Origin of the sequence: Tenacibaculum pelagium, assembly GCF_014062345.1 — a bacterium.
GTDB classification, from domain to species: domain Bacteria; phylum Bacteroidota; class Bacteroidia; order Flavobacteriales; family Flavobacteriaceae; genus Polaribacter; species Polaribacter pelagius.
Map to the genome: position 1 here is coordinate 674,974 of NZ_JACGLS010000001.1, position 25,839 is coordinate 700,812.

General features: G+C 30.8%; 20 protein-coding genes, 2 tRNA genes and 1 pseudogene. 10 read left to right on the forward strand and 13 right to left on the reverse strand.

Going from position 1 to position 25,839, the window contains the following annotated elements; all coding sequences use genetic code 11:
• Positions 1–72: 72 nt before the first annotated feature.
• The gene (locus tag H3Z83_RS03190; protein ID WP_182124028.1) at positions 73–939 is read left to right on the forward strand and encodes a DUF6624 domain-containing protein; all 867 of its coding nucleotides are present in this window, start codon (positions 73–75) and stop codon (positions 937–939) included.
• A 148-nt stretch (positions 940–1,087) separates the two neighbouring features.
• On the forward strand, positions 1,088–1,765 hold the full coding sequence (locus H3Z83_RS03195; RefSeq protein WP_182124029.1) for an SGNH/GDSL hydrolase family protein: 678 nt from the start codon (positions 1,088–1,090) through the stop codon (positions 1,763–1,765).
• On the opposite strand, the gene H3Z83_RS03200 is transcribed toward H3Z83_RS03195, so the two are convergent.
• From H3Z83_RS03200 to H3Z83_RS03215, 4 genes are all read right to left on the reverse strand, one after another.
• Positions 1,762–2,388, reverse strand: coding sequence for a hypothetical protein (locus H3Z83_RS03200; protein ID WP_182124030.1), 627 nt, complete (start codon positions 2,386–2,388; stop codon positions 1,762–1,764). The genes H3Z83_RS03195 and H3Z83_RS03200 overlap by 4 nt on opposite strands.
• A gap of 7 nt (positions 2,389–2,395) precedes the next feature.
• Positions 2,396–2,815 carry a DUF2141 domain-containing protein gene (locus H3Z83_RS03205; protein WP_246337452.1) on the reverse strand — a complete coding sequence of 140 codons (420 nt, stop codon included), beginning with the start codon at positions 2,813–2,815 and terminating at the stop codon, positions 2,396–2,398.
• Between the two features lie 77 nt (positions 2,816–2,892).
• Positions 2,893–3,702: an alpha/beta hydrolase gene (locus H3Z83_RS03210; RefSeq protein WP_182124031.1), complete on the reverse strand. Its 810-nt coding sequence runs from the start codon at positions 3,700–3,702 to the stop codon at positions 2,893–2,895.
• 96 nt (positions 3,703–3,798) lie between these two features.
• Positions 3,799–5,955 carry a TonB-dependent receptor gene (locus H3Z83_RS03215; protein WP_182124032.1) on the reverse strand — a complete coding sequence of 719 codons (2,157 nt, stop codon included), beginning with the start codon at positions 5,953–5,955 and terminating at the stop codon, positions 3,799–3,801.
• A gap of 218 nt (positions 5,956–6,173) precedes the next feature.
• Between H3Z83_RS03215 and pdxH the strand changes: the two genes are divergently transcribed.
• The 4 genes from pdxH (at position 6,174) to H3Z83_RS13000 (ending at position 10,451) form a co-directional block, all read left to right on the forward strand.
• Positions 6,174–6,821 carry a pyridoxamine 5'-phosphate oxidase gene (pdxH, locus tag H3Z83_RS03220; RefSeq protein WP_182124033.1) on the forward strand — a complete coding sequence of 216 codons (648 nt, stop codon included), beginning with the start codon at positions 6,174–6,176 and terminating at the stop codon, positions 6,819–6,821.
• A gap of 30 nt (positions 6,822–6,851) precedes the next feature.
• On the forward strand, positions 6,852–7,340 hold the full coding sequence (locus tag H3Z83_RS03225; RefSeq protein ID WP_182124034.1) for a SixA phosphatase family protein: 489 nt from the start codon (positions 6,852–6,854) through the stop codon (positions 7,338–7,340).
• 8 nt (positions 7,341–7,348) lie between these two features.
• Complete coding sequence (locus tag H3Z83_RS03230) at positions 7,349–8,245, forward strand: Ppx/GppA phosphatase family protein (RefSeq protein WP_182124376.1); 897 nt, start codon at positions 7,349–7,351, stop codon at positions 8,243–8,245.
• A gap of 121 nt (positions 8,246–8,366) precedes the next feature.
• Positions 8,367–10,451, forward strand: a complete 2,085-nt coding sequence (locus tag H3Z83_RS13000; RefSeq protein WP_182124035.1) for an OmpA family protein — start codon at positions 8,367–8,369, stop codon at positions 10,449–10,451.
• A gap of 286 nt (positions 10,452–10,737) precedes the next feature.
• Here the strand turns inward: H3Z83_RS13000 and H3Z83_RS03240 are convergent, their stop codons facing one another.
• From H3Z83_RS03240 to H3Z83_RS03270, 7 genes are all read right to left on the reverse strand, one after another.
• Positions 10,738–12,189, reverse strand: coding sequence for a DUF389 domain-containing protein (locus H3Z83_RS03240; protein ID WP_182124036.1), 1,452 nt, complete (start codon positions 12,187–12,189; stop codon positions 10,738–10,740).
• A gap of 113 nt (positions 12,190–12,302) precedes the next feature.
• On the reverse strand, positions 12,303–13,415 hold the full coding sequence (locus H3Z83_RS03245) for a C1 family peptidase (RefSeq protein WP_182124037.1): 1,113 nt from the start codon (positions 13,413–13,415) through the stop codon (positions 12,303–12,305).
• Positions 13,416–13,461: 46 nt separating this feature from the next.
• A complete protein-coding gene (locus H3Z83_RS03250) occupies positions 13,462–15,861 on the reverse strand; it encodes a TonB-dependent receptor (protein ID WP_182124038.1) in 2,400 nt (799 codons plus the stop codon).
• Positions 15,862–15,976: 115 nt separating this feature from the next.
• Positions 15,977–16,059: transfer RNA gene (locus H3Z83_RS03255), tRNA-Tyr, on the reverse strand.
• Between the two features lie 45 nt (positions 16,060–16,104).
• Positions 16,105–16,177: transfer RNA gene (locus tag H3Z83_RS03260), tRNA-Lys, on the reverse strand.
• 124 nt (positions 16,178–16,301) lie between these two features.
• Positions 16,302–17,066, reverse strand: a complete 765-nt coding sequence (locus H3Z83_RS03265) for an ABC transporter ATP-binding protein (RefSeq protein ID WP_182124039.1) — start codon at positions 17,064–17,066, stop codon at positions 16,302–16,304.
• Positions 17,066–17,806: an MlaE family ABC transporter permease gene (locus tag H3Z83_RS03270; RefSeq protein WP_182124040.1), complete on the reverse strand. Its 741-nt coding sequence runs from the start codon at positions 17,804–17,806 to the stop codon at positions 17,066–17,068. The genes H3Z83_RS03265 and H3Z83_RS03270 overlap by 1 nt, the downstream gene beginning before the upstream one ends.
• Before the next feature lie 119 nt (positions 17,807–17,925).
• On the opposite strand from H3Z83_RS03270, the gene pafA reads away from it, so the two are divergent.
• Positions 17,926–19,566 carry an alkaline phosphatase PafA gene (gene pafA, locus H3Z83_RS03275; protein ID WP_182124041.1) on the forward strand — a complete coding sequence of 547 codons (1,641 nt, stop codon included), beginning with the start codon at positions 17,926–17,928 and terminating at the stop codon, positions 19,564–19,566.
• 225 nt (positions 19,567–19,791) lie between these two features.
• Here the strand turns inward: pafA and H3Z83_RS03280 are convergent, their stop codons facing one another.
• Together H3Z83_RS03280 and H3Z83_RS03285 are read right to left on the reverse strand one after the other, a co-directional pair.
• Positions 19,792–19,947, reverse strand: coding sequence for a YqaE/Pmp3 family membrane protein (locus tag H3Z83_RS03280; RefSeq protein WP_182124042.1), 156 nt, complete (start codon positions 19,945–19,947; stop codon positions 19,792–19,794).
• Positions 19,948–20,058: 111 nt separating this feature from the next.
• Positions 20,059–22,561 (reverse strand): annotated as a pseudogene (locus tag H3Z83_RS03285) (M14 family metallopeptidase).
• 78 nt (positions 22,562–22,639) lie between these two features.
• Here H3Z83_RS03285 and H3Z83_RS03290 point away from each other — a divergent pair.
• The 3 genes from H3Z83_RS03290 (at position 22,640) to hglS (ending at position 25,817) form a co-directional block, all read left to right on the forward strand.
• Positions 22,640–23,740, forward strand: coding sequence for a bestrophin family protein (locus H3Z83_RS03290; RefSeq protein ID WP_182124043.1), 1,101 nt, complete (start codon positions 22,640–22,642; stop codon positions 23,738–23,740).
• A 69-nt stretch (positions 23,741–23,809) separates the two neighbouring features.
• Positions 23,810–24,121 (forward strand): hypothetical protein, encoded by a 312-nt coding sequence (locus tag H3Z83_RS03295; RefSeq protein WP_182124044.1) that lies wholly within the window; start codon positions 23,810–23,812, stop codon positions 24,119–24,121.
• 265 nt (positions 24,122–24,386) lie between these two features.
• Complete coding sequence (gene hglS, locus H3Z83_RS03300) at positions 24,387–25,817, forward strand: 2-oxoadipate dioxygenase/decarboxylase HglS (RefSeq protein WP_182124045.1); 1,431 nt, start codon at positions 24,387–24,389, stop codon at positions 25,815–25,817.
• The last annotated feature ends 22 nt before the right edge of the window (positions 25,818–25,839 follow it).

Here is a 25,839-nt window from a genome sequence, read left to right on the forward strand (position 1 = left end):
TTTTTAAATCCGGATAACAGTATGTTTTATTTACATATAACCAGTTCTACGCAATTTGACAAAACCAACAAAATGAATTTTAAAAATTATACTTTTAGCTTACTTATCATATTTCTGATTTCTTGCAATAACGAAAAAAAATATGTTCCAAACGGATTAACAAAATTGACAGAAATTGAATTAATTGATAGAGCCAGGAATAAAGAAATTCTCGATTTTGAAAAAATTAATTATAAAAATGAAAATGGAGAAATATTAACTTTAGATTCTATTCAAAAAATTCCTAATCAAGAAAATTGGACATCTGATAGATATGTCGACAAAAATGGAATTGTTAAAGAAATGGTTTTGAGAAAAGCTACTAAAAAGGACAAAGAATTTTTAGTGAAATTACGACAAGCATATAATTATGAACCACCAATCGAAATAATTGATATTGATTGTAAAAAAATAGCTGAAATTTTAGAAGAAACTTATTCACTTGACCAAAATATGAGAACAAGTGGTAATCACACCGATATTGACCATAAAGTTGACAAACAAAATTTAGTTAAAGTTGTTAGCTTAATTGAAAAGTGTGGAATGCCAACACTAAAAGAAATTTCTAAAAAACAGATGAGTGCAATTTGGTTAGTTTTTCAACACGCTGACAATACAAATCGAAAAAAGTATTTTCCTTTACTAAAAAAATCAGCTGAAAACGGAGATTTAAATAAAAGCAACATTGCTTTAATGGAAGATAGAATTTTAATGATAGATGGAAAGCCTCAAATTTATGGCTCACAAATTTCTCAAAATAGTGAAACTAAAAAATGGGAATTGTATGAATTAGAAAAACCTGAAACAGTAGACAAAAGAAGAGCTGAAGTTGGATTAGGAAGTTTAAAAGAGTATGTAAAAAATTGGAATATTGAATTTAACGTTAAACAATCTGAATAAAAACTGCGTAGAACACCGTATATAATTTATTGCTAGTTCTAGTCTACTTACGAAAATCCTCGCGTATTTTCTATTCGGTTTGTATTTGCTAAATTAGGTGCTTGAAACACGCAACAAACCATATACAAAACCGTTAAAAAACTAAACCTTGAAAAAACTAGTTCTATTCTTTCTCTTTATTCAAGTTTCATTACAAGCCCAAGACATTCTTTTTGTAGGTAATAGTTTAACCTATACTAACAATATGCCTGAAATATTAGAATATATTGGTAAGAAAAATGGAGTTCGTATAAAAACTAAAAGTCTGTGTTTTCCTAATTATGCAATCATAGATCATTTAAATCAAGGGGTATTACAAAAACTATTAGAAAAACAATCGTTTGATTATATCATTATTCAACAAGGTCCTTCATCGCAAGAACAAGGAAAACAAATGTTGTTAGAAGATGGTGCAAAAATGAAAGCGCTTTGTAATAAATACAACATTAAATTGGGGTATTATATAGTTTGGCCATCTGTAAGATATTATCATACCTTTAATAAAGTTATAGAAAATCACACGCTGGCGGCTAAACAAAATAACGCTATATTATTCCCTGTTGGTACTGTATGGAAAGAGTATAACACTTATAAAGAAAAAGAAAACCTGTATAGCCTTGATAATTTTCATCCTTCTAAAACTGGTAGTTTTTTAGCAGCGATAACTATTTTTCATCAATTGTATCCAACAAAAAACCTTCAACAATTACCCTTTAAAAAATATCGTAAATGGGTAACCGATGAAGGTTCTTTTAATTTATTAATTCAGCTAGTAGAAAAGCTTTAAGATTTCTCACATTTTTGTAAGATTTGTTCTGCTCGCTTAAACATAAACTTAGGATAAAACTTTTCTGATATTTTTTCTTCTTTTGCGAATTCTACTGCTTTTTTTACATCTTTACAAAAAGGTGTAATTGGTTGTCCAAAAAAACGCGCAGCTCCCATATCTGCTTCCGCTTTACTCATAATAACTCTAGGGTTTTTAGGAGCTAACTTTAAAGCTTTAGCATATAGCGCACTATTTTTCATAGACATGGTCATTCCATATTTTTGACCATCAAAAACCATATAGGCTACATTTAAAAATGCTTGATTAGTTAAAATCTCTGGGTTGTCTGGAGATAATGTTTTAGCCGCATCTAAAAAACCTTGAGCCTTATTTAATTTAGCTTTTAATACTGCTTCATCTTTTAAACCAAAACTTCCTATAATTTCTATTGTTGCAGCATAATACGGTGGTAACCATTTATCTTTTTCTGCTTTAGAAATTCGCTCAAATAACTGACCTGCTTCTTTAGTTTTGTTTTGTTCCCATAAATCAAAAGCTTTATTCATTCCTTTTTCATACTGAGATTGTGCCGATACTGTTACAGCAATTACCAATGCTATTAATGTGATTATTTTTTTCATTTTGAGTTTATTTTATATTAATTGATATTGTTGTGTTTTTGTCTACTTTAAATTTTGCGTCTTCATATTTAGGCGGTCCCATAAAAGCTTTTGCTTCATTAGACATTCCTGTTGGCTCTTTAGGTATTCCAAAAAAGTTAGTATCCATTTTCTTATTATCATTTACATCATGAAATGCAGAAACTGCATAAATTCCTGTTAAAATATCTTTTAAAGTTACCGTAGCTTTTTTATTAACTACTTTCACGACAACTCCTTTTAATGGTTTCTTTAAAAAATCATCAGCTTTATTATAAAGAGCTACATATATGTCTCCTTTGTCTGATTTCATTCCTTTAAAATCTATCGTTATTGTGTGATTTTCTTGTGAAAAAGAAGTTAAAATTCCGCTTAAAAAAAGCATTCCGATTAAAATAATTCGTTGCATAGTTCTTGTTTTTTGATGGTACAAATATCTCGGTTCTATTGATTTATAAATAAAAAACAAAACCGAGTTGTTGTTTTTTATTGCTGAGTTGTTAATAATTTATCAATCTCTTTAAACACTTTTTCTGTTTCTAATTTTAATGCTTCTAAATGACCTTTTTCAGAAACAAAAAATGCTTTTGGTTCTTTTGCATTTTTAAACACAACCTCTGATTGACTCATTGGAATTGATTTATCTACTTTTCCATGGATAATCAATTTTGGCATATCCTCTATCCCTTTTATTTCATTTTTTGATGGGTACATTTTACCTAAAGCTCCCTCTATAAACATATGGGCTTCTTTAGGTGCGTATATCTTTGCTACATCGGCAAATGAAGCAAACCCACCATCTAAAATCAACGCACTAACTTCATCTTGATGGTTTTTAGTAAAATAAGTTGCAATCTGACAACCCAAAGAAGCTCCCATTACAATTAGCTTAGTATTTTTTATTACTTCATTCTTTTTCATTTTTGCATATATAACCTCTACATCACTCTTTATATTTATGTGAGTCGGGTTTCCTGTAGATTTACCATATCCTCTAAAATCTACCGCATACACTTGATAACCATTTTCTACTAAAGGTTCAATCATATACATATATGTTGAAATATTACCTCCAGCTCCATGAAAAAATAGAACGCTTGCTTTAGGAGTTACTTTTGGTTGAAAAAAAGCAGTATGAATGGTATCTTCTTCAACTGAAATAAAGTCTTCTGAATATGGTATTTTAACTTCTCTCCATTCTTTTTTTGGAAAGTAAAATTTCTCTTCAAATTGTGCATTTACAAATTGACAGGCAACTATAGTTATAAGTATAATTAAGGTTTTTATATTTTTCATAATGTTTTTGTTTTATACTTCAAATTTGCAAATTGAATAAGAAATTTAAAAAGTATTATCTCTGAGTTGTTGATTTTTATTACTGAATTGTATTTCTTATAAATTATCTAATTGATTATCTTTTTTGTTGTCGCTAATTGTCCAAAAAAATCCTACAAAAAAGAACCTATCTGCATTTGGTATTATCGCTTGTCTTTGAAAAGTTCCGTTAACATCTGGAGTGTTTTTATAATTGTATCCAAATACATTTTGAGTTCCCAACACGTTATTTACTGAGAAATACAAAATCTTTTGTTGGCTGACTAAATACGCCCAATTAAGACTTACCGAATTGTAATTTTTAGTTTTATTATTTAAAAACCCTACTTCGTTTGGATTGGTATAATTTCTACCTGAAGCAAAATTGTAACTAAACCCAACTTGACTTTTCCAATCTTTAATCCAACGTTTACCTACCACGGATAAATTATGCGTAGATGCAAAACCAGGAGTGGCTTTTGTTGGATAGTTTTTATAATCTCTTTCTGTATCTAAAAGTGAATATGAAATCCAATAATCTAAGTTCTTTATACTCTTGTTATCTCTCCAAAACACATCAATTCCTTTTGCATACCCTTCTCCTAAATTAGAATAGTTTGAAGTAGGCAAACTAAACTGCGTATCATACTTTACTAAATCTTGATATTTTTTATAATACCCTTCTACCCTAAGAATCTGTTTGTTTTTTACATATTGATAATTCGCAATAAAATGAGATGTATTTTCTGCTGAAAAATCTGTATTAAACTTTAAATATTCATTCTTCGGATTTTGATAAAAACGACCGTAAGCCAATGAAAACTGAGAATTATCTCCCGATTTATACGCAAGTGATGCTCTTGGGGAAACAGTAAATTCATTCAATAACTCTGAATACTCGCCTCGTATTCCAATTTTAGAGGCTAACTTTTTAGAAAAGAAAATATCTGCCTCTACATAACTTCCGAAAATGTTATTATCAAATCCGTAATTGAAATTACCGTTTATAGCTCCTTTATAATTTTCTTTAAAATCGGTAACAAAATACTCCGCTCCAAAGTTTAATTTAAATCGATTAGAAAAGCCTTTTTTTAGTGCTACTTTAAAATGAGCTGAATTTTCTTCATCAATAATTTTATCATCAAGAACATTCATATCAGAATAATCGTTTGTAAAACTTACCCCTGTTGCAATTTTCCATCCATCACCAAAACTATTTTTATATGATGTATTAAAATATAAGTTTCTATTTGTTAACCCAAAACGAAATCCTTCAGTATAATTTATATCTTCCTGAACCAAATCAAAATCAGTGTAACTAAATGCTCCGTACACTTTTAATAATGATTCATTTTTAAACTTAAATCTATATACCGCTTCTCCACTTAAAGCCTGCACAGGCTTGTTCCATTTATTTCTATCTGGAAATAATTCTTGATAAGGTTTCAAATTGATATACGAAGCATTTACACTTAATGAATTCTTTCCAAAAACCTGGGTATTACCAACACCCAAACCAACAGTCATAAAAGACAAATCTGTTTTTTCTTCTAAAGCTTCATCGGTAGTATTTAATAGTAAAACACTTGATAGTGCTTGCCCGTATTCTGCCGAATAACCTCCTGTTGAAAATGTAATTCCTTTAAACAAAAAAGGTGAAAAACGTCCACGAGTGGGAATATTTCTTGCAGATGGAGCATAAGGTGTAAACACACGAATTCCATCTACAAACATTTGTGTTTCTTCTGCCTCTCCTCCACGAACAAATAATCGTCCGTCTTCATCTACAGTTGATGTTCCTGGTAAAGTTTGTAATGCACCAACAAAATCACCCAAAGCACTAGCTGTTGTAACCACATCTAAAGGTTTTAAAGCAGTTACTTTCGCATTGTCTCCTGCCTCAAAAGTTCCTGCATTAATAGTTACAGCATCTAAGGTATTAACATCTTCACGCAATTTAACAGTCAGTTTTTCCATTTTTAAAACATCAGCAGTTAAAGAAAATGTTTCGAAAGAAATAAAAGAAACTATTAAAGTTTGGGCTCCTTTTTCAGAAGTTTTAAAAGTAAACTTTCCTTTTTCATTCGACGAACCTCCATCGTAAGTCCCATCTAAATATACATTTGCGCCTTCTATAGGTACTCCTTTTTTATCAGTTACAATTCCATGAATTATTGATTGCGAAAACCCTGACAATTGTAAAAACACAAATAGTAAAAATATCGTTGCTCTCATTATATAGTTGATTATATCGTTATTGTTTATTTACGATACAAAAGTGCAACTCGAACTCTTCTTTTTATAAAAAGAAATACCGAGTTGTAAAATTTAAGTGATGAACCGTAGCTTAGGTAAAACTAATTAACAATACACTTTTGCACTCTACAATTCTTGCTAAATTAGCAGCGTTAAATATTTAAAAATTGTATTTTTACATAGTATAAAAACGCACAATGGCACACGATTTAAGCGATTACAGAAAATCATACGAAAAACAAGAATTACTAAAAAGTAATTGCCCTGAAAATCCGATGGAACTTTTTAGAGATTGGTTTTTTGTTGCAGATGAATCTGAAATGGTAGATGAAGCAAATGCGATGACAATTGCTTCTATAGGTATTGATGGATTCCCAAAAAGTAGAGTGGTATTACTAAAAAAATATACTTGGGAAGGTTTTATTTTTTACACCAATTACAATTCTGAAAAAGGAAAAGCTATCCAAGCTAACAACCATGTTTGTTTGTCTTTTTTTTGGGCTGGTTTAGAACAACAAATAATCATAAAAGGTAAAGCTGAAAAACTCCCAGAAAACTTATCAGATGGTTATTTTGAATCTAGACCAAACGGTAGTAAATTAGGTGCTTGGGCTTCTAACCAAAGTGAGGTTGTTGCCTCTCGTGAAGAACTTGACAATCAGTTAAAAAACTTTGAAAACCAATTCAAAGGAAAAGAAATTACACGTCCACCACACTGGGGAGGTTTTATTGTAAAACCTGTATCTATTGAGTTTTGGCAAGGGCGCCCAAATAGAATGCACGATCGCATTAGATATACTTTACAAGAAGATTTTTCTTGGAAAATTAACCGATTAGCTCCTTAATTTTTATATTTACATAGCTATAAAATTAAAATGAAAACACTTTATATCGTTCGTCACGCAAAATCATCATGGAAATATGATAGCGTTGCAGATATTGACAGACCTTTAAAAGAGCGTGGTATTAATGATGCGCATTTATTATCTAAATATTTAGCTAAAGAAATAAAAAGACCAGATGTTTTTATTTCTAGTAGTGCAAATAGAGCCTTGCATACTGCCGTTATTTTTTGCGAAAACTTTAGCTATCCATTATCTAACTTGCAAATAAAGCGCCAACTATATAGCTTTAGCGATGGCTATTTAGTAAAAACAGTAAAAGCGCTAGACGATAGTTTTGACAGTGCCATTATTTTTAGTCACGATCATGGTATTAATAGCTTTGTAAATAAGTTTGGAAGTAAGCCAATAGCCCACGTAAGTACTTGTGGAGTTATTGGAATTCAGTTTAAAGACAAACATTGGAAAAACATTAAAAAAGGAATTACCACTTTAGTAGAATTCCCAAAAAATCATAGATAAATCTATATATTTTGAAAATTAAAAAATATGGCGCTATTGATATAGGATCTAATGCTGTACGATTATTAGTAGCCAACGTTATAGAAGAAAAAAACAAAGAACCACAGTTTAAAAAATCATCTTTGGTTCGTGTTCCTATCCGTTTAGGAGCCGATGCTTTTGTTAGTGGAACTATTTCTGAAGAAAATATTAACAGAATGATTGACGCCATGGAAGCTTTCAAATTAATAATGAAAGTTCATGGTGTAGAAAAATATAAAGCTTGTGCTACCTCAGCAATGAGAGAAGCAGAAAACGGAATTGACGTTGCTAATACTATTTTAAAAAAGACTCAAATAGAAATTGATATTATAGATGGTAAAAAAGAAGCCGCAATTATATCATCTACAGATTTAAATCAATTAATAGAATCTGACGCGACCTATTTATATGTTGATGTTGGTGGTGGCAGTACTGAATTTACCCTATTCTCTCAAGGAAGAATTATCAACTCAAAATCTTTTAAGATTGGTACTGTTCGTTTAATTAACAATAAGAAATCTGAAAACAAGGCTATCTTTAAAAAAGTACAAGAATGGATTCAAGAAAATACTAAAAACTACAAACGTATTTCTTTAATTGGTTCTGGTGGTAACATTAATAAACTTTTTAAAATGTCTGGTAGAGATGCTGGAAAACCAATATCATATATCTATTTAAATGCGCAGTATCAATTCTTGAAAAAGATGAGTTATAAAGAGCGAATTTCTGAATTAAGTTTAAACCCAGATAGAGCAGATGTTATTGTTCCTGCAACAAAAATCTATCTTTCGGCTATGAAATGGAGTGGTGCTAGAAAAATATTTGTCCCTAAAATTGGCTTGTCTGACGGGATAATTAAAAGCTTATATCTCAATAAATTATAACTCAATTTAACAACTCTTTAACATTCGTTTTTTTTTCATATATTTGTTTAGATGTGACTTTCACTCCCCCTTGTGTGTCATATTATAAAGCTAAATAATCACAAACAAATTATTATTTATTATGAAAAAATTACTATTAACGGGGGTACTTTTTGCTATTGGTTTTTCCGGATCTGCACAAGATTTACCTACCAATGCTGAACCAGGAAAATGTTATGTTCGTTGTAAAACTCCAGAAGTTTGGAAAAACGAAGATGTAACTATCGAGGTAGCTCCAGCATACAAAAGAATTGTAACACATCCTGCTGAATACAAAACCGTAACTGAACGTGTTTTAGTTGACGAAGGGAGTCAAAAATTAGTTATTGTACCTGCTAAGTACGGAAAAGAAACTTATTCTGTTGTTACGAAAGAAGCAGCACAACGTATCGAAAAAGCCTTAGGAAGACCTTCTTCTGCAAATGAAACTGTTGTAACTAAAGAAGCTGCACAAAAATTAGAGGTTATCCCTGCTAAATATGAAATGCGTGATGTTGTTGTAACTGTAAAAGAAGCAACTCAACGTTTAGAAATTGTTCCAGCAAAATACGAAACTAGAGATGTTGTTGTTGTAACAAGAGAAGCTTCGCAACGTTTAGTTAAAGTACCTGCTAAAACAAGTACTGTTGATGAAGTTGTGGTTACTAAAGAAGCATCTCAACGTTTAGAGGTTGTACCTGCTAAATACGAAATGAGAGATGTTGTTGTGACTGTTAAAGAAGCAGGACAACGTATCGAAGTAGTACCAGCAAAATACGAAATGCGTGATGTAACTGTTATGGTTAAAGAAGCATCTCAACGTTTAGAAGTTGTACCTGCAACATATGCTACAGAAACTATTTCTTACAAAAAGAGAGATTATGGTTCTAAACTAAGCATCATTCCTGCTGCATTTAGCAACGATAGTGAAACTATCGAGGTGAAAGCAAAATCTGCAAGATGGCAAATGAGCGAAAAAGCTCCTGATTGTGAGTCTTCTGATCCTAACGATTGTCGCTACTGGTGTTTTAAAGAAGTTCCAGCTCAGTTTCAAACTGTTAATAAAACAATTTTAGATAGAGATGCGAGTACAGTTTCTAATCCAACATGTAACGAAAGTACTTCGCCTACTAAATGTGGTATGGCTACGTATACTAAAAGAGTTTTAAAAACTCCTCCTACAACAAGAGTTATTGATATTCCAGAAGTAACTAAGGTTATTAAGAAAAGAGTTATGACAACTCCTCCTACTACAAGAACTATAGATATTCCAGCAATAACTAAAATTATTAAGAAGAGAGTTATGACAACTCCTCCCACAACTAGAACAATTGCAATACCAGAAGTTACAACTACTGTTAAAAGAACAGTTATCACTCCAGAAACGACAAGAGTTGTTGAAATTCCTGAAGTAACTAAAATTGTTAAAAAAACAGTAATGGTTACTCCACCTACAACTAGAGTAATTGATGTACCTGCAATAACTAAAGTTATTAAGAAGAGAGTTATGACAACTCCTCCAACAACCAGAACAATTGCAATACCAGAAGTTACAACTACTGTTAAAAGAGATATTCCTGCGGTTAACACTACTAAAGTTATTGCTATTCCAGAAGTAACTTCTACGATGACAAAAACTGTAATGACTGCACCTCCTACAACAAGAGAAATTAAAGGAGATCCTGTATATAAAACTTTAACGAAAACTGTTTTAGTGAAAGATGCTTGGAAAGAAGAAATTCCTGTGGCTGCTAAATACAAAACTATTACTAAAGAGGTATTAGTATCTAAAGGAGGTTTAACTTCATGGAAAGAAGTAGAATGTGAATTAGTTGTGAACACTCCATTACCAATTAACTGGAACTTAGGTAGTGCAACTTTAACATCTGGTGCTAAACGTTTAATTGATTCAAGATTATTACCAATCTTAAAAGATGGTGTTGCAGTAGCTATTGAATCTCATACAGATTCAAGAGGCTCTAAAGATAGTAACCAATCTTTATCTGAAAGGAGAGCACAATCAGTGGTAAACTACTTAATTTCTAAAGGAATTAATCCAAGTCAGTTAACTGCTAACGGTTTTGGTGAAAACAGATTAACTAACAGATGTGCTGACGGTGTTTCTTGTACAGAGCGTGAGCATGCTGCAAACCGTAGAACTACATTTAGAGTTATTAACCAAAAGTAATTCTAACACTACTATATTACTTCTAACAAAGTAAATCAAAACGAAAACCGAGCTAATTAGCTCGGTTTTTTTTATATCATTATACTTACTTAACGAAATCCCCAACACACAATGCTCTTATTAAATTATAACAGTTAATGTTGATCAATAATTGATTGAAATGGGTATTTAAAAAACACGTCTTTACCATAAGTAAATACTCTTTAAATTTAACTTCATATATAAAAATAAAACCTCGATAGTAAGTTCTATCGAGGTTTTAATAAAGTATATTTCTTTAATACAATTACTTAATACGCTGAACAAATAAAGTATCTAAGCCTAATTCTTTTTGAGCCCAAACTCTTAATTCTTTTTCATTTTTTATAATAATTGAATCTTTAATTTTATCATTCCATTTTACTGATAATTCTGGAATGGTATCAATTTTAATAAAATCTTTTGAAGTTAAAATGTTTGAAAAACTAATCGATTTAATATCATTAAATCTAATTTTAGCATCTTTAGCAATAGAGCTAAAAGGTATGGCGTTTTTATCTCTATTTAAAGCCTCTTGCTCCACTCGTTTATTCAAAGATGTTATTGTACTTCTTAAATCTTCTATTTCTTTATGAAGTCCTTTAATGATATTATCTTTTTGATCTAAATCAGCAATAGCTCTATCGTAAGCATCAACTACCCTATCAACACTTCGTGCTTTATTTTCATTAATTACTAATTGATATGAATCTATTCGTGGATAGGATTTTAATTCATTTCTTAAAAAAGTTTCAGTAGCATCAGAAACATCACCATTGAAAAATAAGTTGATTTTTTTGGTGTCTGTGTGAATTTTTTGTCGTTGTAACCATAAATCTTTATTAGACTCTATTTCATCCTTCAAAAACTTAGCATAACTCGCTTTAACCACACTTTCTTGATATACCCCTATAAATATATATATTGCTGGAATCATCACTAAAACTGCCACAAAAGAAGCTAACTGAGCAATTCTTTTTCTCTTAACCGAATTCACATATCTTATCATCGTGAACCCTAATAACTTTAATACTAAAAATGTTGCTAAAGCAATAAAAATAGTATTAATAGTAAACAAATACATGGCTCCTAAAAAGTAATCGAAATTACCAATTGCCAAACCATAACCTGCTGTACAAAGAGGCGGCATTAAAGCAGTTGCAATTGCAACACCAAAAATTACTGAGGCTATTGTTCCTTTTTTTGTTCTAGCAATAATTAAGGCTAATCCTCCAAAGAATGCTATTAACACATCTCTAATATCTGGTCTTACCCTTCCTAAAAGTTCTGAAGTTTCTTCTTTTAAAGGAAACAAAAAGAAGAATAAAAATGCGGTTAACAAACTTAACACTATCATCGTAGCTAAGTTGATCATTGACTTTCGTAATGTATCAATATCGTTAATAGCAATCGACATACCGATACCCAAAATTGGTCCCATTAATGGTGAAATTAACATGGCTCCAATTACTACTGCTGTTGAGTTTGCATTCAGTCCAATAGATGCTACAAATATTGAGCAAATCAAAATCCAAGCGGTAGCTCCTTTAAACGGAATATCATTTTTTATCGCTTCAATCGTAGCTTCTTGATCGGTATCGTGACGAAAATCTAATAACTCTTTCAGGAATTTTGTTGAACTCTCCCACAAACCTTTTGCATCTTCTTGAACTGCTTGTTTTGATTGCTCTACTTTTTCTTCTTGATTATTTTCTTCCATATTTTTTTGACTTTTTGTTAGCGGAAAGATACAAAATTCCACTTTTAAACGCCTAAACAAAAAACTCGAAGAAATATCTTCGAGTTTTAATTTAAACTATAATTATTATACAACTATTTTATATTTAATTTCTCTTGTAAATCTTTAGAAACAGCATCTTTATGAACCAAAACAGAAATTGTTTTTAATTTAAAATAAGGAATTGACATATATACATATCCGTTATTTCCTTGATTCGTTCCCCAAGAGTTTTTTACTTTAAAATACTTGTTTCCTTTTTGATCTTTTACCATACCAACAATATGCATTAAATGATCATCGGTAGTATTAAAATTTTCAAATTCTGCTTGACGAAAACTAGGAGTAATTTTCTTTTCTTTTACAATTTCTTTTAACCCTTTTTTACTTTCAGAACTAATTGCTGGTATAATAGCAACTCCATTTTTTGAAGAAAATGTTTTTTCAGAAACATCACAATCCAATTCAACAGTAAACCCTTTTTTAACTGCATCTTCAGTTACTTCTACTAATTCGTCTAATGATACGTTATAAAAAGCTCCATTTGAAAAATTATCTGGAATATTTAAAATAAACTTATCATATTTTTTTGCGTGTTCAAAAGAAGTCAACGTCACATAATTTGACGGCTCAATTTTTACAAATTCAGCAAAACTCTTTGGTGTGTATTCTTTTCCTTCAAAAACAAACTTATCTTTTTTATCTCCTAAATACACATCTAAAACCCCCTCAGTGGCTTTTTTCCACTTCGGACTTAATTCTTTAGCTGGATTTTTAATGTAAGCATCTAACATCGATTTTAATATAGCTACTACCTCGGCATGATTATGCTTATCTTGTTCTAAATCTAAACCTGTAAAAACTTGCTCAGGAACCAATCCATATTTAGCTACAGAATTAATTACATCATGCCCTAATCCACCTTCGCTAAATTGCGCTTTTCCTTGACGGTATAAATAATTACTAGCCTTATCTGAATAAGTGTTTCGCACTGTATACATTTCAGATAAATCGATGTTTTTACCCGTTAAACGAATAATTTCAGATTCTAAAAAAGAAGTTGTAGAAAAACTCCAACATGTACCAGTTCTTCCCTGACTCTTTACTTGGGTATTTTCGATATCATTTATTGTAGTAAACTTATACTCTTGAGCAGTAATAGAACTAATTGTAAAAAAGCTAAATGCTGCAATCAATATTTTTTTCATGAAGTTGAATTTTATTTTTGAGCAATTTACAGTTTTTATAGTAAGATTAGAAATCAACTATTACTCCTATTCTTGGTAAAACTCTACCCGTGGTACTTTCTACTTCTTCTAATAAATACCTCGTATTATCATTTGGATCTGACACTCTACCATTTTCATCTTCAATAGGAAGTAAAAATGGCTGCTGTTTAGAACTACTCGCATATAAATTTTGAATATCAATATACAAGTTAATTGCTGCCTTTTTTAAATACCATGTTTTATCTACTCTAAAATCTAATTGAGTATAAGTAGCAAACCTTTCTCCATTTAGGTTTGAATAATCTAAAACCCCTCCGTTTTTTACATCATAATTCGATTTTAAAGAAGATTCTTGATAATTATAAGGCGTATATGGTCTACCTCCTACTAATCTAAACTTAGAGCCTACTTCCCAATTTCGCTTCAACTTCTTTCCTGCTGTGATCGTTAATAAATGACGGTTATCCCAAGTTGAAGGAATAAACTCTCCTAAAGCATTCTTAAATTCACTTCTAACAAATGTATATGTAGCGATTCCATACAAGCCATCATAAGACTTTTTTTGGGCTAAAAACTCAAACCCATAAGCTCTACCTTTTGAATTAGAGACAACTTCTTCGTTACCAACAACATCAAAGTCTGCCCCAAAATTTGCTAAACTAATCTGATCTCGAACTGAAAAAGGATAATTTTTATAGAGCTTATAAAATCCTTCGAAAGTAATTTTTGAACTTGAATTAGGTTTATACATTAAACCGCTAACAATATGATCTGACTGTATATATTTTAACCCTTTTTTATTTACAAATTCATTTAAGTTATTTTTATAACCTAGCACTGTATAAGATGGTAACTGATGATAGCGTCCTATTGATGAATTTAATGACCATTTATCATTTAAACTGTAACTAAGAGATAATCTTGGAGAAAACTGATTAAATACATTTTTCATTTCTTTATTATAATCCACACCATCTAACCTAATTCCTAAAGAAATTCCTAACTTATTATTAAAAAATTGTTTTGAAGTTTGACCAAAGAAACCATACTTCAAAAAATCTATTTCAGAATTAAAATTATCTTCAAAAACTCCTTGAGTATTTGCAACCTTACGATAAGTATTGTTTAAATATGTTGCAGTTTCAAGATTAACTCCTAAATTGATTTTATAATTACTATTAGTAGTAAAATCATTTTCATACCTGAACTTGGTTTCTGTTTCTTTAGAATCGTAATCTAACAATAAGTTATTAGGAGTCTCATCATTCATAAAATATTTTACAGCTTCATTTTTTAGTTCATTTCTACTTACTACGAACAAATGTGTAGCGCTTTCTCCAAAATACTTATAACTAGCACCAATTGTATAATTCCATTGACTATTAACTGGAACTGTATTTAAAACTACTTTATTTCTTTTTAAGGTTTCTTCATCTGTTTCCCCATCATTAACCGATTCATTTAATTTAAAATCATCAATAGCTCCTAATGCAATTATAGACAACTCACTATTTTTAGTTAATTGTGATTTAATATTTAATTGTAAATCGTTGTATGTAGGCAAAAAAGGAAGCTTAATTAACTTAAACAGTAATTGTAAATACGACTGACGAACAGACAACATAAAAGTTGTTTTATCACCTAAAGGTCCATCTAAAGTTATCCCAGCATCCGAAGTACCTAAAGTTGCTCTAGTATTTAATGAATTAGGATTACCTCTCTTTTGTGTAAACTCTATTACAGAACTTAATGTGTTTCCTCTATTTGCGGGAAAAGCACTTGAATAAAAATCAACTTTACGAATTAAATCTGTATTCATAATTCCTACTGGTCCTCCTGTAGCACCTTGTGTTTGAAAGTGATTAATTACTGGCACTTCTATACCATCAACATAAAATTTATTTTCTGATGTAGCACCTCCTCTAATAATTATATCATTTCTAAATCCTGGGTTTGATGCTACTCCAGGAAACGATTGAATAACCTTTAAAACATCTCTATTTCCTCCTGGATTCTTCTCAATTTCAGCAATACCTAATGACTGCAAAGACAAAGGACTTTCAATAGACTTTTTAAACAAACTTGATTTTACTTCTACCTCTTTTAGTTGAGTAGAATTCTCTTTTAATTCAATAACTACAAACGGCGTATTATCTTTAGTTACCAAATACTCCTCAGTAACTATAGTTTCAAAACCAATAAAAGAAACCTTTAGCTTATTATATCCTAAAGGAATATTATTTATTTTAAATGTACCATCTTCCTTTGAAGCCACCCCAATAGTAGTACCGTAAACCAAAACATTTACAAATGGTATTGTATTTCTTGTTTTAGCATCAATAACTTTACCCGAAATAGAACCTTCATTTTGACCGATAACCAAAAACGACTGAAGTAAAATGATAAAAAAAGTAAACTTATTCATAGTTATATTTTTAATCCATGTAAAGATAACACATTTTGTTTAACGAAAATCAAAATACATTAAACAGAAATATTATCACTACAAAAAAACCTCAATCTTATTGATTGAGGTTTCGTGGGGAGAGCAGGATTCGAACCTGCGAAGTCGTAAGACAACGGAGTTACAGTCCGTCCCATTTGGCCGCTCTGGAATCTCCCCAGAGCTTAAAAAAGCTTCTCTAACTCGAGAAGCTTTCAAAACTAGTGACCGGGCTGGGGCTCGAACCCAGGACCCTCTCCTTAAAAGGGAGATGCTCTACCAACTGAGCTACCCGGTCATTGTTTTTTTCGCGTTAGCGGGTGCAAATATAGAAGCTATTTTCGTTTTGACAAACTTTTTTTTCAATTAATTTTAAAAAAAATAAAGCTTTTTTTTATACCTACTAATACACAACAACTTACCTAAACATCATTTAAGTAAGCTTGCCTAACTTTTTTAAATAAATTTGATGAATACACGAAATTCACCACTGCTTCATTATCTGTTTTAAAGATTTCCTTATGTGATCCTTCCCATGCTTTTACTCCGTTTTTTAAAAAAACAATCTTATCTCCTATCTCCATAACAGAGTTCATATCATGCGTATTAATAACCGTTGTAATTTTATATTCGTCAGTAATTTCTTGGATTAAATTATCTATGACAATAGATGTTTGTGGATCTAATCCTGAATTTGGCTCATCACAAAATAAATACTTCGGATTCATAACTATTGCACGAGCAATAGCCACACGTTTTTGCATTCCTCCAGATAATTCTGCTGGAAATTTTTTGTTTGAATTTTCTAGATTCACTCTTTTTAAAACAAAGTTTACTCTATCTAGCATTTCATCAACTGGTTGCTTGGTAAACATTTTTAAAGGAAACATTACGTTTTCTTCAACTGTTAAAGAATCAAATAAGGCACTTCCTTGAAAAACCATACCTAGTTCTTGACGAAAGTGTCTTTTATCTTCAATAGTCATTTCTGTATTAACTCTCCCATCGTATATTATTGATCCTTTCTCAGGTGCATGCAAACCAATTAACGATTTTAAAAAAACTGTTTTTCCTGAACCACTTTGTCCGATAATTAAACTTGTTTCTCCAGGTTGAAAAGAAGTTGTAATTCCTTTTAAAATTTCAACCCCACTAAATCCTTTATGTAAATTATTTACTTCTATCATTAGGTTAATAACATTTGAGTTAAGAAATAATTTGCGATAACAATTACAACAATTGTCCAAACAACCGATTGTGTACTTGCCTTACCAACTTCTAACGAACCACCTTTTACATAATAGCCATGATATGATGGAACTGTTGCAATTAAAAAAGCAAAAACTAAGGTTTTAATAATTGCATATGTCAATAAAAAAGGATCAAAATCCATTTGTACACCAGTAATAAAATCTATTCCTGAAAACAATCCGGAAAGTACACCTGCTACCCATCCACCAAAAATCCCTAAAAACATTCCTAAAACAACTAGGAATGGATAAAAGAAAACAGTTGCTATTATTTTTGGCAATACCAAATAATTTAATGAATTAATTCCCATAACCTCTAAAGCATCAATCTGTTCAGTAACACGCATAGTACCTATACTTGAAGTTATATAAGATCCTACTTTCCCTGCTAAAATAATAGAACAGAATGTAGGTGCAAATTCTAATATTATTGATCGCTTTGCTGCGAAACCAATCAACGACTTAGGTATAAACGGACTCTCTAAATTTAAGGCTGTTTGTAAAGCAATTACTCCACCAATAAAAAACGAAATAAAAGCTATAATTCCCAAAGACTTAAGCCCTAACTCATCTATTTCTCTAAACAAAGCTTCGCGAAAAACACGTGCTCTTTGAGGTTTTGTAAAAACCTGTTTTAGCATTACGAAATACTTACCAATATGCTCAACGTAGTTCATTAAACTTATCTATTTTTTTCTTTTTGCTAATGTATTAAAAAACCATTAACTCTTCACTTTATTTACATGTTTTAGTATGTATTTACTTACCTTTGAATTTATAATTTTTAATATTTACAATGAGAAAAATAGCATTTTTAGTTGTTATTATTTGTTTAACAAGCTGTATTACTAATAAAAAAAAGAATACTCAAAAACCAAAACTAGTTGTAGGTGTAGTTATTGATCAAATGCGATATGATTACTTAACTAGATTCGCTAGCAAATATGGTGATGAAGGTTTTAAACGTTTATTAAACAATGGTTTTTCATTAGAAAATGCTCATTATAATTATATACCAACCTATACTGCAGTTGGTCACACTTCAATTTATACAGGAACTACACCTACAAATCATGGGATAATAAGTAATCATTGGTATGATAAGTATCTAAAAGAATCTATTTATTGCGTAGACGACAACAACTACAAAACAGTTGGAAATGATGGTGACGGAGGAAAAAAATCACCTTACAGAATGCTTACAACAACCGTTACTGATCAATTGCGACTAGCCCAAAATATGAATGGAAAAACAATTGGAATAGCAATTAAAGATCGTTCTGCAATTTTACCCGCAGGTCATACTGCTAATGCCGCTTATTGGTTTGACGGTGGAGCTAAAGGAGAATGGATTACCTCTAATTATTACATGAAAGAACTACCTAGTTGGGTACAAGAGTTTAATAAAAATGGAAAAGCTGACGAATATTTAAGTAAACCTTGGGAAACTTTATATGACATCAACACTTATACAGAAAGCATAATAGATGACAATCCTTTTGAACAAACTTTTGATGGTCAAGAAAAGCCTGTTTTCCCTCACGACATCCCTACTTTAAGAAGTAAAAACAATGATTATAGCATTTTAAAAGCAATACCTTCTGGAAATACTTTTACTGCCGATTTTGCGAAAGCTGCAATTATTAATGAAAACTTAGGAAAAGGAAAACACACTGACTTTTTAGCTATTAGTTTTTCTTCTACAGATTATGTTGGACATCAATTTGGAGTTGCATCTAAAGAAATCGAAGACACTTATTTGTGTTTAGATAAAGATTTAGCAGACTTCTTTTCTTTCCTTGACAAAGAAGTTGGAAATGATAATTATACTTTGTTTTTAACAGCGGACCATGCAGCGGTACAAGTTCCTAAGTATTTAAAGTCTGTTAAAATTCCTGCGAACTATTTTAGCTATAAAAAATTTAAAGACTACGTGAATAACATCACTTTAAAACATTTTAAATCTGACACACTAGTTGAAAATATTTCTAATTTTCAAATATTCTTAGACAAAGAAAAAATAGCTTCGTTAAAGCTCGATGCAAATACAGTAGCTCAAAAAATAGCTGATGAAGTAATTAACTATAAAAACATTTATAAATCGGTAACCGCAAGAACTTTACAAACCACAACTTTTACACATGGAATTTTAAATTCGTTACAAAACGGATATAATCAAAAGTTTTCTGGTGATGTTTTATTAGTTCCCGATCCATCAACATTAAGTACTTATTACAAAGATGGTGGAACATCTCACGGTTCTGGGTATTCTTACGACACTCATATTCCAATGATTTTTTATGGTAATGGAATTAAAAAAGGATCTTCTAAAAAGAAATATGAAATTATCGATATAGCTCCGACATTATCCAATTTACTTCAAATTGAATTTCCAAATGGTTCAACAGGAAAAATTATTGAAGAAATTTTAGAATAAAAAAAGCGCTCATTGAGCGCTTTTTCTTTTCAAATAATATACTTAATAGAATATTCTATTTTCTCTTCTTTACTTTACAATAAACTTTACTAGTTTTCTTAGTTTGTATATTAAACATATAACTAAAGGTGAAAACAATAAGTAGTGTAGATAAAATATAAATCATGTCTTTATTAGTTTGTTATTTAATTAATTAGACACAGAACTAATATAAAAGTCACTTTTTTATTTAGTGTTATTTAAAATCACTAAAGCTCCAATAATTCCCGGAACCCAACCACATAAAGTTAGTAAAAAAACAATTATAATTGATCCACATCCATAACCGATAACGGACAAGGGTGGAAAAAAAATTGCTAATAAAACTCTTAATAAACTCATAGTATTTTTAATTGATTAATGTATTATAAAGACGCATAACTTTACTTTTTGTTACACTAAAACCCCGCTAATAGCGGGGTTTTAGTGTTTTTTTTATTAATTATATATGTCTTACATCAACTTTCCAAAGAAAATAGCATTCATTAATAACTTATTCGTTCCATACCAAAAAGCTCTAAAGTTTGTATTATCTGTAAAAACAATAACTCTACCAGAACCTAATCGTTGCGCCACAAACGGCACTGTATTTTTCAACTCTTTTAAATTTTCTTTTGATATATAACCACTTAACAACGGATTATTAGTGTATTGAATCGGATTATTATAACTCTTTTTATTTGGTTGAATAAATTGACGTGTATTTCTAAACAAGGCTATTTTATCGTTCTTATATCCAAAATTAATTGGGTGAGAACGATCTATTTTTAGCTTCAAAAATTGATCCTCCAATCACCTGTGCTCCAGATTGTAATGAACGATTTTCAAACGACACATTTTCTACAGTATCAATCTTCGTTTTGTTAAACTTTACATTGATAAACTTTTTGTTAGACAACCAATTTACCGCATTTCTATACCCAATTAAAACTCCTCCTTTACGCACCCACGATTTTAACTTAGCTTCTAAATTCTTATCCATTGAATTACTGTTCGGAACAATAATCGTTGTGTATTTATCTAAATTAACTCTAGAAACATACGACATGTCAAGCTTTGTAATTCTCATATCAAAACGCTGATCTAACAAGTGCCACACTTCGCCTGCATCGTAACTTGCAATTCCACGCCCAACCAACATTGCTACTTTAGGCTTTTTAACTGCTCTAAAGTTCCTACTACCCAAATCAATTCCTTCATTTAAACCTGTTGAAACACCTTTAATATCAATATAGTTTTCTTTAGCAACTTTTTCTATAAACTGAAATAATTTCGTTTCATTTAATTTTTGATTTTGAACTGGAATAAAAATAGTTCCATAATCATATGAGTTTCCATCATTTTTAAATTGTTTCATCGAAACTTTTGCTCGCAATCCTTTTTCTAAAATTGAATTCAATGCTTTTGGTGTATTGTATTCATTCCAAGTAAATAAATATCCTACCGAACTTTTATTCTCAATACTTCCTTCTTTCTGTTTTAACTCAACAACTTCTTTTCCTGCTTTTGATAACGAAATATTATCAACATAATCAACACCAAATGCGTGATTAAATGTCCAAGCAGACACATCGTAAAACAAGCTATCTTTAAACCTTGTTCGTACATCAAACATCGCTTTTACCAAACGTTGGTTTTTCTGATTCATTGGCACTACATAGCTGTATCCTTTTTTGAATTTCTTTCCGTTCGATGAAAAATCAGCTTTTAATTCGTGGACTTTTATTTGATGTCTTTTTAAAACCTCAGCTAAATGATTCGTTTTTGCAGCATCTTTTTCATCTCCAAAAACAATAGCTCTGTTTTCTCCTGAGTTCCTTGAATTCTTATAAAAATCTTGTTGGTATTTCAAGATTTTAGTTCGCATATTTTTTGCAGCTTCTAAGGTTGATAAAGTTGCTGTAAACTGATTGCGAATAGTAAACGGAAAGGTCAATACACCATTTTCACTTTCTTGAGCATGCCCACGAGAACTACCTTGTTCAAACAAAATACCAATACTCCCATTAATGTCAGGAAAGGTTGATCCTTTCCCATAATAAAAATCATCAAAACTTTCTTCTGAATAATAGGTTGAACCTAATTTATCAAAAGCTTTTGCGTGATAGGTTGCAATTTCTTTAGTTAAATCCTGATTCATTTGTGGAGTTAACGGGTTTGTTCTACTAGGAATTCCTGGTTGAAAAAAGAAAGTGGAATTTGTTCCCATTTCATGATGATCGGTTAAAATATTTGGCAACCATTTATGAAACGATACAATTCTTGCTTTACTTTCTGGCAACTGAACTGGTAACCAATCGCGATTCATATCAAACCAATAATGGTTCGTTCTTCCCCCTGGCCAAACCTCATGATACTCTCTATCATTCGGATCTGGATTAATATTGTTTGCTTTGTTTGTATTTGCCCAATAAGCAAAACGCTGCAATCCATCAGGATTTAATGATGGATCAAATAAAATAACGGTATTTTTTAATAACTCATCTATTTTAGAACCTTCAGCTGCAGCTAAATAGTAGGCAGCAGCTAATGCAGCATTAGATCCACTTGCTTCGTTACCGTGAATAGAAAATCCTTGGTACACAACTATAGGTTGATTAGAAACATCAACAGAATTATCATCAGTCGCTTTTATGTGATTTTTTCTTATTTCTTCAATTTGCTGTTGATTCTCTGGTGAGGTAATTGTCAATAACAACAAAGGTCTTCCTTCATAGGTTTTCCCTCTATCTTCAATAGTAATTCTATCAGATGCTTTCGCTAAAGCTTTCATATATTCAACCAACTTATCGTGAGTTATATGCCACTCTCCTACTTCATGACCTATAACCGATTTTGGTGTAGGAATGTTTTTATTATATGATACATCTATTGGTAAATAATACGATAAATCTATTTTTTGCTGTGCAAATACTGATACACTCAGTAAAAGAAATAATACTGTTAGTTTCTTCATTTAAATATTCGTTTGATAGTCAAACAAATATATTGAATCCTTTTTTCTATTTTTGAGACTATAACATAATATTAACGTATGTACATTAAAAGAACCTTTCCGCTTAAAGGAATGTTACGCTGGACTCGTAGAAACATTTACTTATTTGTTATTCTGGCGACCATTCCTGTATTTTTATTTGAAATTGTTGGTTTAAAATGGTTGCATGTACCTTGGCTTCCTTTAGGAGTTTTAGGTACTGCTATTTCATTTTTAGTCAGTTTTAAAAACAATGCTTCTTATGATAGACTTTGGGAAGCTCGTAAAATTTGGGGAGGTATCGTAAACTCTTCTCGCTCTTGGACCATAATGGTCAAGGATTTCATCAATAATGATCATGCTGAAAATAAACTTTCTAAAGAAGAATTATTTAAAGTACATCAAGAATTAGTACATAGACATGTTGCTTGGTTAACCGCTTTACGCTATCAGTTACGTAAAGATAAACCTTGGGAAATGCATTTAAAAAAAGACAAATCTAATATAGAGTTTAGAAAACAGTTTCTAGTTCATGAAGATGAAATTCCTATTGAAGGCTTTATAAAGAATTATATTTCTGATGAAGAGTATGACGAGCTATTTGCTAAAGGAAATCAAGCTTCTCAAATTTTAGGGATTCAATCTCGCAGATTGCGTGAATTAAAAGAAGGTGGTTATATAGACGATTTCCGTCATATGGAAATGGAAAATATGTTAGTTGAATTTTATACGCTACAAGGAAAAAGTGAACGTATAAAAAACTTCCCATATCCACGTCAGTATGCAACTATGAATTTTTACTTTGTATGGTTGTTTATTATTTTATTGCCTTACGGAATTATGCAAGGCTTTGAAAGTATTGGAGAGCATATTATTGAAGAATTATCTAATCATCAATCTAGAACAGATTGGGGACACAGAATTCAAGGATTTATTGCAGATAATTTTGTTTGGTTTTCTATTCCTTTTAGTGTAATTCTTTCTTGGGTTTTTAACACAATGGAAGCAATTGGAGAGAATTCAGAAAATCCATTCGAAGGTGGTCCAAACGATGTGCCTATTACTAATATGAGTCGTGGAATAGAAATAGATATTCGTCAATTAATTGACGATACTGATATACCAGCACCATACGAGTGGGAGAATGATATTGTGTTGTAAATAAATTATTTTTTTAAACTTTTTTCAATTTTTAAGGTCTATATATATGTAACTTAAAATTGATGTATTATGAAAGTAAAAATTTTATTTGTAGCTGTAAGTTTTGCCTTTAGCGGAATTGCTTTTAGTCAAAGTACTCCTAAAGTAGATAAAAGGCAGAAAAACCAGAAAACAAGGATTGTTAAAGGCGTAAAGAGTGGTGAGTTAACTGCTAGAGAAACTAAACAACTGGCTCAACAACAAGCTAACATCCGTAAAATGGAAAGAAAAGCTAATAGAGATGGAGTTGTAACTCAAAAAGAAAAAGTACGTTTACAAAAAGCTCAAAACAAAGCAAGTAGAAACATTAAACGCAAAAAGAATAACAATATTAATAGATAAAAGAAAGGATGCTTATTAAGCATCCTTTCTTTTTAAATATCATTTAAATACAAAATACTTTCTATTAATATCGATTAGCCTTTTTTATAACAAAGTCAAATTGGTTTTTTAAAATCTCTTTTGAGGTGAAAATTGTGTTTTTGACTTTTAAAAGACTACTTTAAAATTAAATAAACTCAAAACAAATTAAATTATAACAAATTTCACTTTTATTAAGGTTAAAAAAAACTAAATTCATTTACTTTGCAGTGAAATTTAACAAGTTATGTCATCAAAAAATATACAAGGAAGTTTTAACAATACAACTGAAGAATTTGTGTCTCCAGAATATATTCGTAATCGCTTTTCTAAGATTATGTCTAACATGTACAAGGAAGAAGTACCTCTTTACGGTGAACTACTTGACTTGGTACATGACATTAATAAAGATGTTCTTTCAGAATCTAAAGAGCTTAAAGAACATTTAGATCGTACTGGAGAAAAAACTCGTTTAAATATGGAACGACATGGAGCAATTCGCTTAGGTAAACCATATGAGTTATTTACAATGAGACGTCTATTTAAAGTTATGGGAATGTACTCAGTTGGATACTATGATTTAGCAACAGCTGGTGTTCCAGTGCATGCAACAGCATTTAGAGCTATTGAGAGCACCGCTCTTAACCAAGCTCCATTTAGAGTTTTCACATCTCTATTACGTGTTGATTTAATCGACAATGAACAACTTCGTAACAATGTTGAAACTATTTTAGAAAACCGTCAAATATTTACAGAAAAGGCGCTACAATTAATTGATCAATCTGAAAAAGAAGGTGGTTTAACTAAAGAAGATGCTGAAACTTTTGTTCAAGAAGCATTAGAAACTTTTCGTTGGCATGATACTGCTACGGTAGATTACGAAATGTATGAAGCCTTATTAAATCAACATAGATTAATTGCCGATGTAGTTGCGTTTAAAGGACCTCATATCAATCACCTAACTCCTAGAACTTTAGACATTGACAAAGTGCAAATAAGCATGGAAGCTCGTAATATTCCACCAAAAGACAATATTGAAGGGCCACCAGCAAGAAAATGCCCAATTTTATTACGTCAAACAAGTTTTAAAGCATTAACTGAAAAGGTTACCTTTAAAAACAATGTTCAAAATGAAGAAATGGGAGAACACAAAGCTCGTTTTGGTGAAATTGAACAACGTGGTGCTGCCTTAACTCAAAAAGGACTTGATTTATATCATGAATTGCTAAATAAAACTCGTAAAGCTATTGGCGGATCACCAACCGCAGAAAACGCAGCTGAATACAACCAATTATTAGCAGAAAACTTTAAAGTGTTTCCTGATAACTATAGCGAGTTACAATCGGAAGAATTGGCGTATTTCCATTACTTCACTACCGATAAAGCGAAAAAAATTGCTAAAGATAAAAAGTATACTAAAGTAGATATAAACCAATTATTAGAAAATGATTATTTAACAATAGAACCAATGGTTTATGAGGACTTTTTACCTGTAAGTGCTGCAGGAATTTTTGCTTCAAACTTAGGTACAGATGATGCAAAACGTGAATATCAGGGTACATCAAATCAAGAGTTATTTGAAAATGATTTAGGTGAACCTGTATATAAATTGACCAAATGGTATGAAGATATGCAGGATGAAAGCATCGTAAAATGTTTAGCCGAAATAAATGCTTAATTATATAATATCTAAATTTTAA